Raw genomic sequence first — 17489 nt, forward strand, 5'->3', positions numbered from 1 at the left:
AGGCTTCAGCCCCTGGGCAAGGTGGCTAGCCCTTTGCTGGGGCAGCTCCCTGTGGGTGGGAACGGGGAGGGCGGTCTTTGCCCAGCCGGATCCCCTGCCTACCAACCTAGAGGGCTATCAGCGCTTTTGGGCAGCGCAAACCTCGGCCCAGCAGCTACAACTGGCTCACCGAGCTGCCAGCCCAGAACCGGTTGCTCCCACCGGCGCCAGCTTGTTGGGGGATCCCATCGCTCCATCCTCCCCGCCGTCTAGCACCCCTCCTGAAAAGGCCCTCACGCCAGAAGAGCTCAGCCGGCAGCGGCTACAGCGGCTCTTGGCCGAGGGGGCAGCAGCCCATGCACGGCAGCAGGCGCAACAGGCCCAGGCAACACCGTCTTCCCGGCCTACTGCAGCTATTCCTACTCTGGACTCCCTTCGCTCCTTTTGGCCTATAACTTCCCGAGCTGCTGACTTGCAGGTAGAAGAGCAGCCCAACGAAGCAAGGGGCTTCTCCCCTGTCGAGGGCCTGGCCACTGCTCAAGGGCAAGAGACGGCGTTGACCTCGCCAGCCGGTGGGAACTTGAATACTAGCCCTCAGAGAACAGCTCAAAGGGAGGCGGAGGTATTCACCCCCACCGCCGGATCTCTCCTAGCTCCCCAGTTGTTGGAGCGGTTCCCCCTGCTGCGGGACCTAAGCCCAGAAGCTGCTCCGCCTGCCAGCCAGGGATCCCAAATTCGCCAGCAACTGGCCACTACTGTCCAACGGCAGATCCCTCTTGACCCGGATCAAGTCAATGTCAGCGGGGATGTGCTTAGCTACCTTGCTGAACAAGATGTGGGCATTGCCGAGGGGAACGCCCAGATCCAGCTGGCTGACGGCACCCGCATCAGCGGCGAGCGGCTGGTGTTTTACCGGCGGGAACGGCGCCTGCGCAGCGAGGGCCCTTTTCGCATGGAGTGGCCTCCTGGGCCGCAGGGGCGCGGGATCCGGCAAATTGAAGGGCAAAACCTGGACTTGGATATTCCCGGTCGCAGGGCTCAATTTGAAAACTCGCTGGTGATCCTGCCTGGGGAGGAGCCGGGCACCAAGATCTTTGTGCGCAGCCAAAAGACCACCGCCCTGTTGGGGGATCAGATCTTCCTTGAGAAGGCAACCCTCACCACCTCACCAGAGCCGCCCATCACCCACTACGTGCAAGGGGATCGGGTGGAGGTGTTTCCCGACAACCAGGTTATCGTTTACAATGCCCGCGTCTTTGCTGGCGGCGAGCTGAGCAAGGAGGGCGAACTGCGGGCGGGGTTGCAGATTGCCTACCTGCCCCTTTTCATCTACAGCCTGCGAGATCACCAGTGGGTGCTGCCGGGACGGAGCAAGGCGGAAGGAGTGTTTGTCAAGTCCAGTTGGGCCTACCGCTTCAACGAGTACAACTTTGGCGGCCTGCGGCTGGATGTCTTGCAGAAGAAAGGCCTGGGCCTTGGCTTTGTCCACGACTACATCCTCCCCATCCCCGACAGCGTCAACTATGGGCGGGCCCAGTTTTACCTGGTAACCGAGGCCGACGAGCAGCGCTTTTCCGGCCGCCTCCGCCTTGACCACAATTTCGACTTCTACGCCGCCAACCTCCTCGGCCAAGAAGGCCAACTGCGGGGCCAGCTTAACCTCAACCTGGACAACACCTACCGCCCTGCCGGCGGGCGCAACGACAATGCCGATCTCCGCCTCAATGCCACCTTCCAGGGGGATCTCTCGACCACCACCCTCAACATCAACCGCAGCGGATCCCAGGAGAACGGCACCTACACCTTTCCCCTCACCCTTAGTCACGTGCAGCGCTATGGGGGCGTGCCCTGGCTGCAGTCGGATCTGCGCTTGGACTACAACCAGCGGGTAAGCGTCAAAGACGGGCCAGATTTTGCCGACGCACGGCTGACGCTGGGCACCCAGCTCACCCCCCCTGGCTGGGGTGGCACCTACCGCCTGGCCTACCGCGCCTACAGCAGCTCCAATGGCGACACCGAGCCGCGCCGCAATTTCGAGCTGGCCTTCAACCCCGATCTCCTCCGCCTCAGTCCCGATATCTTCCTCAGCAGCGCCCTCACCCTGACCCAAGAGCAACAGCCGAATCGAGAAGGGGGATCTGGCCTCAACTTTTTCAATCGCTACGAGCTGCGCTCCAGCCTTCAGTTCAACGACATTCAACCGGCTCCTTGGATCACCTTCATACCGGGTTCCATCGATTACACTCAAGTCCTATACTCCACTCCCAACCAGGAGTCCACCGTCAGCCTCAACCCCCGCCTTAGCTTCAAGCCTGCTGAATGGAACACCATCGACCTGCGCTACAGTCGCACCTTCTACGGCAACAATTCCGCTCCCTTTCAAACCCTTTCCGCCAGCCCCCAAGATGTAGATCGCCTCAACGCCAGCATTAGCTTCTTCACCCCACGCAATTTCCTGCCCAACGTGCCTCCCGGCTACCTTGCCTTTGAAGATGACCTGCCCGGCGAGCTGCCCATAGCCCTGACTTTTCCCGACGACACGCCGGAGGACTTGGAAGCGATTGCCTCCCGTAACCTGCAGGAGCTGCAGGCGCAAGTGAGGAACCTGCTGCGCTTTGACACCACCCTTGGCTATGACTTCGTCGCCCAAAGGTGGGATGCCCTCAACGCCAACTTTACCTGGAACACCGTGCCCGAGCTGTTCAACGTCCAGGTGCAAACTTCCTACGACCTCAACAAGGGGCAATGGCAACCCATTCGGCTGGAGTACCGGGGGCGCAGCAGCACCACCTTCAACCGGGATCAACGCTCGGGTCTAGACAGCTATGAGCCGGGGATTAGCTACGCGCTGCAGGCAGTTTACGATCCCCGGTCGGGAGGAATTTCCACCTACGGCCTTGACCTGGATGCCACCCTCGGCACGCAGTGGCAAAACCACTGGCGGCTCCGCCTGGGCGTGACGGAGGCAGGGATCCGCCGCCTTGAGGTACGCCGCGACCTGCGGGATTTAGAGCTGCGCTTGGCCTACGATCCCCTGGCGGGGTCACTGCGCCTGGAAGGGATCCTGGTGGCCTTTCCCAGTCGCCCGGTGGGCCTGACGCAAGAGCGGGGAGAGTTTCAACTGACTTCACCAGTGGGCGCCTTCAGCCTGGAGAGGCTGGGGCTGTGAGCTGGTAAGCAGCGGGGAATTGGCTTCGGCTACACTGGAGGGCCGACGGTTCTTTGCAGCGCTCAACTCCTATGGCCAGGATCAACGACCATTTCCTCAAGCTCAAGGCTGGCTATCTCTTTCCCGAGATTGCCCGGCGCGTGCAGGCCTTTGCCGCCGCCCATCCCGAAGCTCAGATCATCAAGATGGGCATTGGCGATGTCACCGAGCCCCTGCCGGCAGCCTGTCGAGCCGCCATGATCCGGGCCGTGGAGGAGATGGGGGATCGGGCTACCTTCCGCGGCTATGGACCGGAACAGGGCTACGAGTGGCTGCGCCAGGCCATTGCCCAGCACGACTTTCAGGCCCGCGGCTGCGACATCGACGCTTCCGAGATCTTCATCTCCGATGGCTCCAAGTGCGACTGCGGCAACATTCTGGATATTCTCGGCCACGACAACACCATTGCCATCACGGATCCTGTCTATCCGGTTTACGTGGACACCAATGTGATGGCGGGCCATACGGGGCCAGCCAACGAGCGGGGCGAATACGAGGGCCTGGTCTATCTGCCGCTGACGGCGGAAAACCACTTCACCGCCAGCCTGCCCGAGCAAAAGGTGGACGTCATCTACCTCTGCTTTCCCAACAACCCCACTGGTGCAGTCGCCACGCGGGAGCATCTGCAGGCCTGGGTGGACTATGCCCGCGCCCACAACTCGCTCATCCTCTTTGATGCCGCCTACGAGGCCTACATTACCGAGCCCGGGATCCCGCACTCCATCTACGAGATCCCAGGGGCCAGGGAATGTGCCATCGAGTTCCGCTCCTTCTCCAAAACGGCTGGCTTTACCGGCACCCGCTGCGCCTTTACGGTGGTGCCCAAGTCGCTGCGAGGCCAGGCTGCCGACGGCTCCTGGGTGGATCTGTGGAGCCTGTGGTATCGCCGCCAGTCCACCAAGTTCAACGGTGTGGCCTACATTGTGCAGCGAGGGGCCGAGGCTGTCTACTCTGAGGAGGGGCAGGCGCAGGTGCGGGCTCTGGTGCAGTTTTACCTGGAGAATGCCCGCATCATTCGTGAGCAGTTGGCCAAAGCCGGCCTCCAGGCCTACGGCGGCGTCAACGCTCCCTACGTTTGGGTAAAAGCCCCGGAGGGGCTAAGTAGTTGGGAGTTTTTCGACAAGCTGCTGCACACCTGCCATGTGGTGGGCACCCCCGGATCTGGCTTTGGCAGCGCTGGCGAGGGCTATCTGCGCCTGTCGGCTTTTAACAGCCGCGCCAACGTGGAGGAGGCGATGCGCCGCATTGTCAGCGTGTTTGGAAGCTAAGGGGCTAGAGCTTTGGCGGGGGAGCAGGGATCTTCCCGGACAAGCTGGAGAGGGCAAGATCCCTGGTGTGGGGCTCTATGGGATGCTACAGACAGAAACGGGCTACGAGAGGAGACAGACCTTGCGGGTGGGGATCATCGGCACTGGCTACGCAGCTCGCTCACGGGCAGAGGCCTTGCGCAAAGATGAGCAGGTGAAGATTGTGGCTGTTGCTGGCCGAACGCCCCAGCGAAGTGCCGCCTTTGCTGCTGAGTTTGGGGCTCTTGCCTATTCCGACTGGTCTTCCCTGTTTTGCGAGCAGCGGCTGGATTTGGTGTTTGTCAGCACCATCAATCGGGATCATGCGGCCATCGCCCGTGCCGCCCTGGAAGCCGGGATCCACACCGTTGTGGAATATCCCCTGGCCTTCAGCGCTGCCGAAGCTCGTTCGCTGGTGCAATTGGCCGCGGAACGGCGGCTGCTGTTGCATGTGGAGCACATCGAGCTCCTCAGCGGCGTTCACCAGTTGCTGAGACGGGAGCTGGCAGGGCTGGGCAAGTTGTTTGCCGTTCGCTACATTACCCTCACTGCCACCCACCCTGCCCCTGACCGCTGGACTTATCGGCCCGACCTCTTCGGCTTTCCTCTCACGGGGGCTGTCTCCCGCATCCACCGCCTGGTGGACCTGTTGGGGAAAGTAGAGCGGGTGAGCTGTCAACTGCGCTACGACGGTCCAGACCTGCCCCACCGCTACAGCAGTTGCTACTGCACGGCCCAACTGAGTTTTGCCAACGGGCTGCTGGCGGTGTTGACCTACGGCAAAGGGGATTCGCTGTGGTGTTCCCAGCGCCTACTGGAGTTCCATGGCCAGCGCGGGGGCCTGTTAATCAACGGCGAAGAGGCGACGCTGTTGCGTCCCGGCAGCGCCCACCCCCTGGAGACCGGCTCCCGCCGCGGCCTGTTTGAGCAAGATACCCGCCTGGTGTTGGATCACCTACGGCAGGGCAGCCCTCTTTACGTGGATACGGAGAAAATGCTCCACGCCCTTGCTGTGGCCGAAGCTGCTGAGCAATCTGCCCAGACGCAGCAGGTCGTCTGCGTCCAGGATTAGTATTCTTGTGGCGACCTGGCTTTGGTTAGCGCCATGTCTAGGGATCGCGCTTGGCTGCTGGTGGGACAGGTGGTGGCGGCCCACGGTCTACGGGGCTGGCTGCGAGTTAAGTGTTGGTCGGATTTTCCGGAGCGCTTCACCCAGCCAGGGCCCCGCTGGCTGCAGCGGGATAGCGACCCCGAGCCCCTCCTGCATTCTCTAGTTGAGGGGCGGTTTTTTCCGAACAAGGGCCTGTACCTGGTGCGGCTAGAAGGGATCCCGGATCGCACAGCGGCAGAGGCTTGGGTGGGCGCTAAGGTGCTGGTGCCTGCTTCCCAGCGCCCCTCCCTGGGGCCGGAGGAGTACCACTACCGCGATCTCATTGGTCTAGCCGTCTACCATCAAGGGCGGCTGCTGGGGCATGTTTCGGCCATCTGGGCTGGTGGCCAAGATGTCTTGGAGATCTCTACTCCCGACAAGCGGCAGGTGTTGCTCCCCTTCGTGAAAGCTCTGGTGCCAGTGGTGGATCTGGAAAAAGGCCAACTGCAGGTGCAGCCGCCACCGGGCCTGGTGGAGAGCTTTCTCGGCCAAGAAGCTAGCCCTCCTGCACCCCCTGGCTAAGTCGGCCCTCGAAGGCCGCTGTTTTGCCCTTCTAGGCTTTTGTGCTATCATGGCGGCAGTGTTTTGGGTAATGGCCTCTTCTCTGGCCTCAAGAGTCAATTTTTCCGGACTTGTGCTAGCGAGGCTGCGATTGCAATGACAGAAAACTACGGTGCGGAGCAGATCCAAGTTCTAGAGGGCTTGGAGGCTGTGCGCAGGCGGCCTGGTATGTACATTGGCTCCACGGGGCCAAGGGGATTGCACCACTTGGTGCATGAGGTGGTGGACAACTCGGTCGACGAGGCCCTGGCCGGCTACTGCAACGAGATCCAGGTTACCCTCTACCCCGACGGTTCGGTGGCGGTGCTGGACAATGGCCGCGGCATCCCGGTAGACATCCACCCAAAAACAGGGCAGCCGGCGCTAGTGACGGTCATGACCGTGTTGCATGCCGGCGGCAAGTTTGGGGGAGGCGGCTACAAAGTCTCCGGGGGGCTGCACGGCGTTGGCGTCTCAGTAGTAAATGCCCTCTCGGAGTGGCTAGAGGCCAGAGTCTGGAGAGATGGCAAGGTTTACTTTCAGCGCTTTGAGCGGGGGGCAGTCGTGGGATCCCTAAAGGCTGAGCCGCAGCCTCCGGGATCTCACCAGCGAGGCACAGAGGTACGCTTTAAGCCAGATGCCCTGATTTTCCCCGAGCGGGAGTTTGACTACGATCTGCTAGCCAGCCGTTTTCGGGAGCTGGCCTATCTCAACGCCGGCTTGAAGATTACCTTCAGCGATCTGCGGCGGGATCCCGTCCGCTGCGAAGTTTATCAATTTACGGGTGGCATTAAGGAATACGTGGCTTTTATTAACCACGAGAAAACCCCCCTCCACGCCGACGTTATCTACATCCACGGGGAGCGGGATGGGGTTGAGGTAGAAGCCGCCCTGCAGTGGTGTGGAGATGTCTACACCGATACGGTCATTGGCTTTGCCAACAACATCCGCACCACCGAAGGGGGCACCCACCTGGAGGGATTGAAGACTGCCCTCACCCTCACCATCAACAGCCAAGCCCGCAAGCTCAACAAACTCAAAGATTCTGATCCCAACCTGGCGGGCGAAAACGTGCGGGAGGGGTTGACGGCCATTGTCTCGGTCAAGGTGCCCAACCCCGAGTTTGAGGGGCAGACCAAAACCAAGTTGGGCAACACCGAGGTGCGGGGCATTGTCCAGACCATTGTCTCGGAGGCCCTCACGGAGTACCTCGAGTTCAACCCCAACGTGGCTAGGGGGATTGTCGACAAGGCCATCCAGTCCTTCAACGCCGCCGAGGCGGCCCGCCGGGCCCGGGAATTGGTGCGCCGCAAGTCGGCTTTGGAGTCCTCCACGCTGCCGGGGAAACTGGCCGACTGCAGTTGCCGCGACCCCGCAGAGTCGGAGGTGTATTTGGTCGAGGGCGACTCGGCAGGAGGCAGCGCCAAGCAGGGCCGGGATCGCCAGTTCCAGGCAGTGCTGCCCTTGCGCGGCAAGATCCTCAACATCGAGAAGGCCGATCCCGCCAAGATCTACAAAAACGCTGAGATTCAGGCCATGATCACGGCGCTGGGCTTGGGGGTCAAGGGGGAAGAGTTTGATCCCAGCCAGCTGCGCTACCACCGCATCATCCTCATGACCGACGCCGACGTGGACGGCAGCCACATTCGCACCCTGCTGCTTACCTTCTTTTACCGCTATCAGAAGGCGCTCTTGGAGCAGGGCTACGTCTACATTGCCTGTCCGCCCCTCTACAAGATTGAGTGGGGCCGCAACAATGTGCGCTACTGCTACAACGAGGCGGAAAAGGAGCAAGTTCTGCGCAGCCTGCCGGCCAACGCCAAGTACACCATCCAGCGCTTCAAGGGCTTGGGGGAAATGATGCCGGAGCAGCTCTGGGAAACCACCATGAACCCGGCAACGCGCGTCCTCAAGCAAATCACCATCGAGGATGCCGCCGAGGCGGATCGCATCTTCACCATCTTGATGGGCGATGCCGTCGGCCCCAGGCGGGAATTTATTGAAGCCCACAGCGGCCAGTTGGATCTGGCGGCTCTGGATATTTAGTCCACGTGGGAGATGTGGTAGCTGCCATCAGCCTGCACCCAGGCAATCTCGGGGATCCGGCACTGGCGGGCGTAGGCCTCGATCTCTTCGGGCGTCCGATCCAGCAACTCCAGCTCCACCGCCTCTGACTCCCGCCAGCGGGCAGCCAAGGCTAGGGCTGCCGGGATCCCTGCCGGCACCAGCGGCACCACCAACCGCTTGCAGGTCGCGGCCTCGGCCTGAGCATCGGGGGGCAAAAGCCGCAGCAGGGTATCCGGCAGGAGGGTAAAACCAATCCCTGGCTGCTCGAGTTGCTGCGGGCTATAGAGGGCATAGAGCCGGTCGTAGCGCCCGCCCAGGGCGATGACCTCTCCCCCCACCACTGCCTGGAAGACAATGCCGGTGTAGTAGGCTAGAGTCTGCAGCAAGCTAAGGTCTAGCACCACCCGCACCTGATGGGCCTCTAGGATCTGGCACAACTGCCGCAGATCCCGCAGCCGCTCCGACGGCACCGGAAGCTGGGCAAGCTGGGGTAGAACCTGGTCAGGCTGGCCGCGCAGCCCCAGAATCTGCAAGCCAATTTGGCGGGCTGCTTCTGGCAAAGGGGCGGACTCCAGGTAGACGTAGTCAAGCTGGGCTATGGCGCGGCGCACTGCCGCCTGGGCCTTGGGAGCAACAGGGTTGAGCAGGCTCTCGGTCAAGCCCACATCTCCCAAAAGTAACGTCCAGTTGCTGAGGCCGACAGCGCGCACGCAATCGGCCAAAAGCAGCAAGATCTCGGCATCTGCTAGCCACCCGCCTGCACCGATGAGCTCCACTCCAGACTGGAAAAACTCTTGGCTAGTGTAGGATCCCTCCTCCCGCCGGCTATTGCGGAAGACGTTGCCGTGATAGTAAAGCCGCAGGGGCAGGGGCCCGCCCGCCAGCCGAGTAGCCGCCGCCCGCACAATGGAAGCGGTAAACTCAGGGCGCAGCCCCAGCATCGTTCCTTCCCCATCCCGCAGTTGCAGCACGGCCTCGCCGCGGATGGATCCTCCAGCCAGTAGCGTCTCCAGCCGCTCCAGGGTGGGCGTGATGATGCGTTGATAGCCGTAGCGGCGAAAAACCTGAGTTAGCTGAGCCTCCAGCCTTTCCCGCCGCTGGACCTCCCGCGGTAGGAAGTCGCGAGCGCCAGTGGGGGGGCGCAGGGAACTAGCTTCGGGGCGGGGATCACCGCCGACGCGATCGTACAGGCTGTCCTGCCGCATCCTAAAGAGGCCGGGGAAAGTCAGGCCAACTCCAGAGGGGCTCGGTAGAGCGCACTCGCCGCATCCCCGCTGCAGCAAAGCGGGCAAAGGCTGCCTCCGCCTGTTCACTAAAATCGACCAAGCCAGGGATCACTACCGGCGAGGTGCAATCTTCCAGAAGGTAGACCTTCTTGGCCAGGCTGGGATCCCTAGCTTGGATCTCCTGCAGCAAGTCGCTCACCGTCCAGGCGACGCAGTGGCTTTTGGCTTGGCCAGCGACAATCAGGGCGTCAAATTCCAGGAGGTGGCGGATAAGGGATGCATTTTTCTCATCGATGGGATCCCCCTCCGGCCCTGTCAAGACCTCCGGGCTGAGGGCAGAGTAATTTTCCGTCAAAGGGTTGGATCCCTTGAGCTCTAAGCGGGGCTGGCTGCAGCGGGCAATGGCGTGGAAAAAGATTGCCTCTTCTACTGCCGGCACCAGCGCATGGCCAATCCCGCCAAGCATGGAATGGTAGGGCCAGACCATGAGGGGATATTTTCCCCCTTTCTCCAGTTGCTCAGCATAGTGGAGGGCGTAGACCTGCAGGCGCCTCAGATCCCCCTGGGTGAGGTTGGCGGCCATGGCAGGGTTGACTTGCCAGCGGCCCGAGCGGATCTCATCTGCCGAGATGGCTGTAGCTGGCTCGGGGTGGGATCCCTGGGCATCCACCCAAAAGATGGGGTGGAAGATCTGCATAGCGGTGTGGGTGTCCAAGGTGGCCACGATCTGAGTGATGTGGGCCAGGTTGCGATAGATAAACTCGCACAGGCGGCGATTGTCCTCCACGGCCCCCAGGCCGCTGGGCCCCCCCACAAACAGCTCAAAGCCAGGAATGCAGAAGGTGTTTTGCACATCAATCAGCAACAGGCCCACCCGTACTCGATCTGCTGCCGCTGGTGGGATGCGGTACTCCCGGGCCCACTGCTCCGCCTCCAGCGCCCGCTGTTGGTAGGACACCCGCCAAATTTCCCCCACCCGCTCAGGATCAAAGTGGGAGGGGAGAGGCAGAGGTGGCGGCACCGGAGTTGTCAACTGCGGAGCAGAGGTGTCCATGGCGCTTCCCGTTTCTAGGGATCCCTGGCAGGCTGAACTTGCTACCATGGTAGCTCCAACTTGGGCAACCGATCTTTGCATGCTGCCTCCCTGGCTTGCTTGAGGGTTCCATGGTCAGCCCAGACTTTTCCTCCCTACAGCCTCAAGACTATGGCCTGCTGACAGATCTCTACCAGTTCACCATGGCCGCCTGCTACGTGGGGGAGGGCCTGGAGAATCAGCCAGCGGCCTTTGAGCTATTTGTGCGGCGCTTGCCCACGGACTATGGCTACCTCATCGCCATGGGGCTAGCCCAAGCGGTGGAATACCTACAGCAGTTGCACTTTCCGCCGGAAGCCCTGCAGGCGCTGCGGGAGACGGGCATTTTTGCCGAGGCACCGCAACGCTTTTGGGAGCTGCTGGCTAGCTGCCGCTTTGAGGGGGATGTGTGGGCGGTACCCGAGGGAACAGCCGTCTTTGCCAACGAGCCCCTGCTGCGGGTGGAGGCTCCTCTCTGGCAAGCGCAACTGGTGGAAACCTATCTGCTGACGACCTTCAACTACCAAACCCTGATTGCCACCAAGGCGGCCCGCATGCGCGATGCTGCTGGAGATGAGGCCATTTTGTTGGAGTTTGGCACACGGCGGGCCTTCAGCCCCCAAGCAGGCCTGTGGGCAGCGCGGGCAGCTCTGGCGGCGGGGTTCAATGCCACCTCCAATGTCTTGGCAGCCCTGAAATTGAGACGCAAGCCAGCGGGCACGATGGCCCATTCTCTCGTGATGGCCATTGCCGCCCTCTCGGGGGATGAGACCCGTGCTTTTCAAGCTTTCCGGCGCTACTTTCCCCAAGCGGTTCTGCTGATCGACACCTACGATCCCATCCAAGGGGCGCGCACCGCCGCCCAGCTCTTTGCAGCCACCCAGCCGGATCAACTGGGATCCCGAGGCGAAATTGGTGGCGTGCGCATCGACTCCGGAGATCTGGAAGCCCTCTCCCGCCAGGTCAAGGCCATCCTGCCCCAGGGGGCGCCGGTGTTTGTCAGTGGCGATCTGGATGAATACGAGATCGAGCGGTTGCACCGCTCCCAGGCACCGATTAGCGGCTATGGGGTTGGCACCCGCCTGGTTACCGGCGAGGGGGTGAACGGAGTGTACAAATTGGTGGAGATCAACGGGATTCCCGTGGCTAAGGCCTCCTTTGCCAAAGCCACCCTGCCAGGACGTAAGCAAATCTTCCGCGGCCCAGAGGGAGACTTGCTCGGCCACGCTGACGAGACCTCACCCCCTGGCTACGAACCGCTGCTGCGCCAGATCATGCGCCGGGGCGTGCTGCTGGAGCCTCTGCCTGATCTAGAAGCCATCGCCCGCACTAGCCGCGCCTCGGTGCTGCGCTTACCGCCAGGGGTGCGGCAACTGCGCCAGCCGGATCCGTGGCCGGTGGCCCTGAGCCCAGCCCTGCAGCAGGTTAAAGAGCGTCAGCTTGGCTCTTCCTAGGCGTTAGTTCCCCTACAGAAGGCGTGCCTTATAATTTTTGCCTTAGGAGCTGCAGCTCTAGGTTTTGAGCTGGGCAATTTGCTGTCCTACGGGTGCTAACCCCATGACCCAACGTGCCTTGATTACTGGCATTACTGGCCAGGATGGCTCTTACCTGGCCGAGCTGTTGTTGCAAAAAGGCTACGAAGTCCACGGCATTATCCGCCGGGCCAGCACCTTCAATACCGACCGTATTGACCACCTCTACGTGGACGCCCACGATCCCACGGCTAGGCTGTTTCTCCACTACGGGGATCTCACCGATGGCACCACCCTGCGCAGGATCTTGGAGCAGGTGCAGCCGACGGAGGTGTACAACCTGGGGGCCCAATCCCACGTGCGGGTGAGTTTCGATGCCCCGGAATATACTGTTGATTCAGTAGCCATGGGCACCCTACGCCTCCTGGAGGCCATCCGCGACTACCAACAGCGCACTGGGATCCGGGTGAAGTTTTACCAGGCCGGCTCCTCGGAGATGTTTGGTCTGGTGCAGGAGATCCCGCAAAAAGAGACCACCCCCTTCTATCCCCGCAGCCCCTACGCCTGTGCTAAGGTCTACGCCTACTGGCAGACGGTCAACTACCGCGAAGCCTACAACCTCTTCGCTTGCAACGGCATTTTGTTTAACCACGAAAGCCCGCGGCGAGGCGAGACCTTTGTTACCCGCAAGATCACTCGTGCCGTCAGCCGTATTGTAGCCGGCAAGCAGGACAAGCTTTATCTAGGCAACCTGGATGCCAAGCGGGACTGGGGCTACGCCAAAGACTACGTCGAGGGAATGTGGATGATGCTGCAGCAGCCCCAGCCAGACGACTACGTGCTGGCTACTGGCGAAACCCACAGCGTGCGGGAGTTTGCAGAACGGGCTTTTGCTTTGGTGGGCATGCCCATTACCTGGCGGGGATCCGGACTGGAAGAACAGGGAGTCTACAAGGATCGCGTGCTCATTGAGATCGATCCCCGCTACTACCGCCCAACGGAGGTGGATCTGCTCTTGGGGGACGCCTCCAAGGCCAAGCGGGTGCTGGGGTGGCAGCCCAAGATAACCTTTGCCCAACTGGTGGAGCTGATGGTGCTGGCAGATCTAGAGGCCATTGGCTTGGATCCGGATCCCATCTTGGGGGAGCGGCGCACCCTCAACGGCCTGCTCAGCGAGGATCGCGCCTTCATCCGCACCCAATTGAAGCTTCGCCGCGACTGATGGCAGCGGCTCCCTTGCCCTAAAAAGGGGCTGAGAGCTTAATATAGGAGATCGCCAATTTTTTGGCGCTTCACTTAACTTTTATCTGCTGCTTTTGGAGAAAGCCTGCATGTCTCGCTACACAGGACCCCGCTTGAGGATCATTCGCCGTTTCGGAGGGCTTGACCTGCCTGGCCTGACTCGCAAGCGCCCCAAAAACACCAACCCCCCAGGTGTGCATGGGGCAGAGCGCAAGAAAAAGTCTGAATACGCCATCCGCCTAGAAGAAAAGCAAAAAGTCCGCTTTAACTACGGGGTAAGCGAGCGGCAGATGATCCGCTACATGCGCAAGGCACGCCGCTCCAAGGGATCTACGGGGCTAGCTCTGCTGCAGCTTCTAGAGATGCGTCTGGACTGCATTGTGTTTCGCCTTGGCATGGCCCCGACGATTCCGGCGGCGCGGCAGTTGGTGACCCACGGCCACATTGAAGTTAACGGCCGCAAGGTAACCATTCCCAGCTATGAGTGCAAGGTGGGCGATGTGATTACAGTTAGGAACAAGGAGTCCTCCCGCAGGCTAGTGGCTGCCTACGCCGAGTACCCAGGGCTGTTTTTGCCGGATTACCTGGAGTTTGACAAGGAGAAGCTGCGCGGCCGCATTAAGGATCTGCCTTCGCGCGAGCAAATCTGCGCGCCCGTCAACGAGCTGTTGGTAGTTGAGTACTACTCCCGCAAGCTCTAGGGATCCCTAGAGGCTGCCGATGGCCCGCCGCAGCTGGGTCAGAGCACGGTTGTAGGCAATCACCGCATTGGCAAGATTGCCCCGAGCAGTCGTGAGGGCGGCCTCGGCGTTGATCACCTCTGTCTGGGTGCCTACACCAGCCTGAAGGCGCAGCCGTGCTAGCCGCAAACTTTCTTCTGCCGAGGCGATTGCCACTTTGGCCGTCTCAATCCGTTCCCGGCTAGAGCTGAGGGTGAGGAAGGCCTCTTCTACGCTGCGTTGAATTTCATTCCGAGTGCCAACGAAATTGCTCACAGCCGCCTGCCTGTCGATCTCGGCTTGGCGAGCCTGGGCCTCCGCCCTTCCCCCATCAAACCAGGTCAAGTTAAAGTTAGCGCCAACCGAATAGCCGACATCGAAACTGTTGCGGTCGGCCCTAAAATCGTTTGCCGCGTCGAGACTGGCGAACAAACTAATTTGGGGACCGTTGCTGGCTTGGGCTAGGCGCAGCCGAGCTTGGGCTTGCTCCAGCTCTCGGCGCTGGCGCTCCAGCTCTTGACGCTTGGCAAAGGCAGCAACAATGGTTTCCTCTAGGCTCAGATCCCACTCTCCCATCGGCTCGACAGGCTCTTCAGCCAGCACATCGGTGGGACTGGGAAAGTTCAGCAGTTCGGCTAGGCGGCGACGACTCAGTTGTTGGTCGTTTTGGGCTGCCAGCAGGGCTTGTCGGTTGTTGGCCAATTCAGTCTCTGCCTGGAGGATCTCGAAGCGGGTACCCACACCGACCCGTTCGCGGGCTTGGGCATCCCGCAGGGTGGCCTCAGAACTGGCAACCGCAGCCTGGCTAATGGCCACGCGGGCATCAGCGCTCTGCAGGTCGTAGTAGGCGTTGGCCACAGCTTGTTTCACTGTCTGCAGGGTTTGCTCGAGCTGCAGTTGGGCAACGCGCAGAGCTTCCTCAGCAAGCTTCAGGTTTTGCGCCCTGGCCCCGTTGTCGAAGGCTGTGTAGTCTAGCCGCAACACGCTGGCCGAGAGGGTATGGGATGGGCGGCTGGGCCCGCTGCCGGGGGCAGGAGGTTCGCTGTACTGGTAGTTGACGCGCGTGGAGAGGGTAGGGGCAAAGGCTGCTTGCGCCAAGGCCACGCCGGCTTCAGCCCGTTTGACGGCTAGCCTTGCTTGCTGTACTGCCGGGTTTTGGGCAACGGCAATCTCCAGCGCCTCTTGGAGAGATAGGCCCTCCCTCCGCTCAATACGCACCTCCAAAGGGGATTGAGGCGCCACTAATTCTTCCGCTTTGGTGGCCCCCTGCGGGACTGGGGGGGGAGTAGCAGGGCGGGCTCCGGGAGGAACAGAGAGGGTGGGAGGCAGGTTGGGAGTGCGGATGGCTCGGCTATCTAAGAGGAGGGAGGGGGCAGGGTCAGGCACTTCCGCTTGGGCAAGGGCAGGCAGAGCCCAGAGCAAGTTGACTAGGAGGCCACAGGAGAGGTGGAACCCTGCTAAGCTTGGCTGGCCTCGAAGACGTTGAGGCCGCCCTTTGACCAGAGGCTGCATCGCTATCGTGCTGTTGCTCTCAAACATACCCACCCGTAGCAAGCAGTATCGCAAAACAAGGGTGGGCAATAGAACAGTTTTTCGCAAGCCCCGCAATGCTGCCGGCTGAGCCAACTAGGGTAATCGGTGAGTTGTCAACCCAGGGATCCCCCTTCTACAAGCTGGCCGGCCAGCGCCACTAGAGGGGCATAGATCCCCTGGAGAGAGGCAAGGGCTTGCTCCCAGAGGGCGTGGGTCAACGACCACCTGTCCAAGCCCATGGCGCCGCACAACAGCAGCAAGTAGAGGTTGGCAAAGGTGAAGAGAGAGGCTGCCCGCTCCCGATCCTGCGGCCTCCGCAATAGCTGCATGGCTTTCCAAACCAAAAGGGATCCCAGCAGCACTGCCGCGCTTAGGTACAAGGATCCCAGTACGTGCAAGGGGTAGACCAACAACAAGCTAACCGGAACCACCAACAGCGCGTAGAGAAGAATTTGAGCGGCAGTTGGCCCTTCTCCGGCCACCACCGGCAGCATGGGCACGCCGGCGCGGGCATAGTCTTCTCGCTTTAAAATCGCCAAAGCCCAGAAGTGGGGCGGGGTCCACAGAAAGATGATGGCAAACATCACCCAGGCGGCCCAGCTCAGCTTGCCCGTAGCTGCTGCCCAGCCCACCAAAGGTGGGATCGCCCCCGCAGCTCCGCCGATCACGATGTTCTGGGGGCTGGAGCGCTTCAGCCAGTGGGTATAGACCCCTACGTACACTAGGATCCCTGCCATGGCCAGACCAGCGGCTAGGAGGTTGGTGAAATAGGCCAGTAAGCTGAAGGAGACCAGAGTAAGGATCCCGGCAAACACCAGAGCGTGGCGCACCTGAATGCGGCCAGCAGGCAGAGGACGGTGGCAGGTTCGCTCCATCAGCCGGTCGATATCGGCGTCGTACACCATGTTGAGGACATTGGCTGCTGCTGCCGCCATCCCACCCCCTAGGAGGGTGACGCCAAACTTGAACGGATCCGTATTGCCTGCCATCCACATGGCGCCAGCCGTGGTCACCAACAGCAAGGCGATGATCTTCGGCTTCACCAACTGGCTATAGCTGCGCAAAAGTTGGCCTAGGCTTGGGCACTGACTAGCCCCTGGCGTGGCGTTAAGGCCTCCGGCCCGCTGGCGCGAATGGCAAGCGGCTGGGCGGTAGCTTTGAAGGATCTCTGCCATGGAACTACTCACCAGTCATTGCTACAGCCGCGGCCCCTGGCTGAGTGCCAGCCCTGTCTTCTCCCTGCCTAGGGGCACTGTTGCGCAGGCGCCAGGCCAGCACCGTAAAGCCCAGCAAACACCCCAGCAAAGCTGCCCCAACCATCTGGTGGGCTACTGTCAAGGGCTCCACCTGCAGCCGGTAGCGATAGGTGAGAACACCAACTCCCACCTGAGCGAGCAAAAGCCCCACCGACCCATAGCCCAGCAGCTTGAGAATCTTTGGGACCCGCCGCCGACCTGTGGCCGCCGCCACCCCCACCACCGCTAGCGTGGCTGGAGCTACTCCCAGCAAGTGGCTGTTCATGACCCCACACAACTCGCCCGCAGCCAAGCACTGGTGCAGAGCCCATCGCGAGGCCACCAAGGCCCCCAGCAGACTCTGGACATACACCAGCAACACCGCCACCAAACCCAGCCAAGGCAAATAGCCAACTGCAGCTCTCCCCTCCAAGGCCTCCGTCCGAGTAGCGCGAATGGAAGAAGCAAAGCGCGGCAAAACGAGCAACCCGAGGGTGAGCAGCGTAGCAAAAAATAGCAGGCCCGTGCCCAGGTGAGCCGTCACAATGTCAAAACGCAACAGCTCCGTCACTGTCAGCCCGCCCAGGATCCCTTGGGCCACGACCAAGACAAAAGCCCAGCTCAGACCCCAGGGCAGCCAATTGGGCAAGGCCTTGCGCTTCAGCCAGGCAAACCCCACTAGCACCAGCGTGGCCAAGCCCACACCGGCAGCCACCAGGCGGTGAAACCACTCCAGAAACACCTGCAGGTTCATCTGCTC

General features: G+C 61.4%; 13 protein-coding genes. 8 read left to right on the forward strand and 5 right to left on the reverse strand.

Translation table 11 applies throughout. From position 1 onward, the window contains the following. Positions 1–55 precede the first annotated feature (55 nt). From NW814_RS02875 to gyrB, 5 genes are all read left to right on the forward strand, one after another. On the forward strand, positions 56–3148 hold the full coding sequence (locus NW814_RS02875; protein ID WP_414405140.1) for a hypothetical protein: 3093 nt from the start codon (positions 56–58) through the stop codon (positions 3146–3148). Between the two features lie 71 nt (positions 3149–3219). Continuing rightward, positions 3220–4455 carry an LL-diaminopimelate aminotransferase gene (locus NW814_RS02880; protein ID WP_414395482.1) on the forward strand — a complete coding sequence of 412 codons (1236 nt, stop codon included), beginning with the start codon at positions 3220–3222 and terminating at the stop codon, positions 4453–4455. 82 nt (positions 4456–4537) lie between these two features. Next, a complete protein-coding gene (locus tag NW814_RS02885; protein ID WP_414405141.1) occupies positions 4538–5545 on the forward strand; it encodes a Gfo/Idh/MocA family protein in 1008 nt (335 codons plus the stop codon). Positions 5546–5578: 33 nt separating this feature from the next. Next, positions 5579–6145: a ribosome maturation factor RimM gene (gene rimM, locus NW814_RS02890; protein ID WP_414405142.1), complete on the forward strand. Its 567-nt coding sequence runs from the start codon at positions 5579–5581 to the stop codon at positions 6143–6145. 135 nt (positions 6146–6280) lie between these two features. Beyond that, positions 6281–8209 carry a DNA topoisomerase (ATP-hydrolyzing) subunit B gene (gene gyrB, locus NW814_RS02895; protein ID WP_414405143.1) on the forward strand — a complete coding sequence of 643 codons (1929 nt, stop codon included), beginning with the start codon at positions 6281–6283 and terminating at the stop codon, positions 8207–8209. On the opposite strand, the gene NW814_RS02900 is transcribed toward gyrB, so the two are convergent. Together NW814_RS02900 and NW814_RS02905 are read right to left on the reverse strand one after the other, a co-directional pair. Further along, positions 8206–9435: an ATP phosphoribosyltransferase regulatory subunit gene (locus NW814_RS02900; protein ID WP_414395489.1), complete on the reverse strand. Its 1230-nt coding sequence runs from the start codon at positions 9433–9435 to the stop codon at positions 8206–8208. The genes gyrB and NW814_RS02900 overlap by 4 nt on opposite strands. A gap of 1 nt (position 9436) precedes the next feature. Continuing rightward, complete coding sequence (locus NW814_RS02905; RefSeq protein ID WP_414405152.1) at positions 9437–10510, reverse strand: isochorismatase; 1074 nt, start codon at positions 10508–10510, stop codon at positions 9437–9439. Between the two features lie 110 nt (positions 10511–10620). Here NW814_RS02905 and NW814_RS02910 point away from each other — a divergent pair, with 110 nt between their 5' ends. The 3 genes from NW814_RS02910 (at position 10621) to rpsD (ending at position 13943) form a co-directional block, all read left to right on the forward strand. After that, complete coding sequence (locus tag NW814_RS02910; protein WP_414395491.1) at positions 10621–11982, forward strand: nicotinate phosphoribosyltransferase; 1362 nt, start codon at positions 10621–10623, stop codon at positions 11980–11982. Between the two features lie 103 nt (positions 11983–12085). Next, positions 12086–13222, forward strand: coding sequence for a GDP-mannose 4,6-dehydratase (gene gmd, locus NW814_RS02915; protein ID WP_414405144.1), 1137 nt, complete (start codon positions 12086–12088; stop codon positions 13220–13222). A gap of 109 nt (positions 13223–13331) precedes the next feature. Further along, on the forward strand, positions 13332–13943 hold the full coding sequence (gene rpsD / locus NW814_RS02920) for a 30S ribosomal protein S4 (RefSeq protein WP_414395495.1): 612 nt from the start codon (positions 13332–13334) through the stop codon (positions 13941–13943). 6 nt (positions 13944–13949) lie between these two features. On the opposite strand, the gene NW814_RS02925 is transcribed toward rpsD, so the two are convergent. From NW814_RS02925 to NW814_RS02935, 3 genes are all read right to left on the reverse strand, one after another. Beyond that, entirely contained in the window at positions 13950–15473 is a 1524-nt protein-coding gene (locus NW814_RS02925; RefSeq protein ID WP_414405145.1) for a TolC family protein, read from the reverse strand. Positions 15474–15607: 134 nt separating this feature from the next. Further along, a complete protein-coding gene (locus NW814_RS02930; RefSeq protein WP_414405146.1) occupies positions 15608–16669 on the reverse strand; it encodes a heme o synthase in 1062 nt (353 codons plus the stop codon). Between the two features lie 4 nt (positions 16670–16673). Next, on the reverse strand, positions 16674–17489 hold an 816-nt coding region (locus NW814_RS02935), incomplete at its 5' end, for a COX15/CtaA family protein (protein ID WP_414405147.1).

Origin of the sequence: Synechococcus sp. R65.1 (genome assembly GCF_047461755.1) — a bacterium.
GTDB lineage: Bacteria > Cyanobacteriota > Cyanobacteriia > Thermostichales > Thermostichaceae > Thermostichus.

Excerpts from the sequence above, each read along its gene's own strand:
- NW814_RS02910 (WP_414395491.1), top strand. The coding sequence starts at position 10,621 with ATGGTCAGCCCAGACTTTTCCTCCCTACAGCCTCAAGACTATGGCCTG.
- gyrB (WP_414405143.1), top strand. The coding sequence starts at position 6,281 with ATGACAGAAAACTACGGTGCGGAGCAGATCCAAGTTCTAGAGGGCTTG.
- NW814_RS02925 (WP_414405145.1), bottom strand. The coding sequence starts at position 15,473 with ATGCAGCCTCTGGTCAAAGGGCGGCCTCAACGTCTTCGAGGCCAGCCA.
- NW814_RS02900 (WP_414395489.1), bottom strand. The coding sequence starts at position 9,435 with ATGCGGCAGGACAGCCTGTACGATCGCGTCGGCGGTGATCCCCGCCCC.
- NW814_RS02880 (WP_414395482.1), top strand. The coding sequence starts at position 3,220 with ATGGCCAGGATCAACGACCATTTCCTCAAGCTCAAGGCTGGCTATCTC.
- NW814_RS02930 (WP_414405146.1), bottom strand. The coding sequence starts at position 16,669 with ATGGCAGAGATCCTTCAAAGCTACCGCCCAGCCGCTTGCCATTCGCGC.
- NW814_RS02905 (WP_414405152.1), bottom strand. The coding sequence starts at position 10,510 with ATGGACACCTCTGCTCCGCAGTTGACAACTCCGGTGCCGCCACCTCTG.
- rimM (WP_414405142.1), top strand. The coding sequence starts at position 5,579 with ATGTCTAGGGATCGCGCTTGGCTGCTGGTGGGACAGGTGGTGGCGGCC.
- gmd (WP_414405144.1), top strand. The coding sequence starts at position 12,086 with ATGACCCAACGTGCCTTGATTACTGGCATTACTGGCCAGGATGGCTCT.
- NW814_RS02885 (WP_414405141.1), top strand. The coding sequence starts at position 4,538 with ATGCTACAGACAGAAACGGGCTACGAGAGGAGACAGACCTTGCGGGTG.
- rpsD (WP_414395495.1), top strand. The coding sequence starts at position 13,332 with ATGTCTCGCTACACAGGACCCCGCTTGAGGATCATTCGCCGTTTCGGA.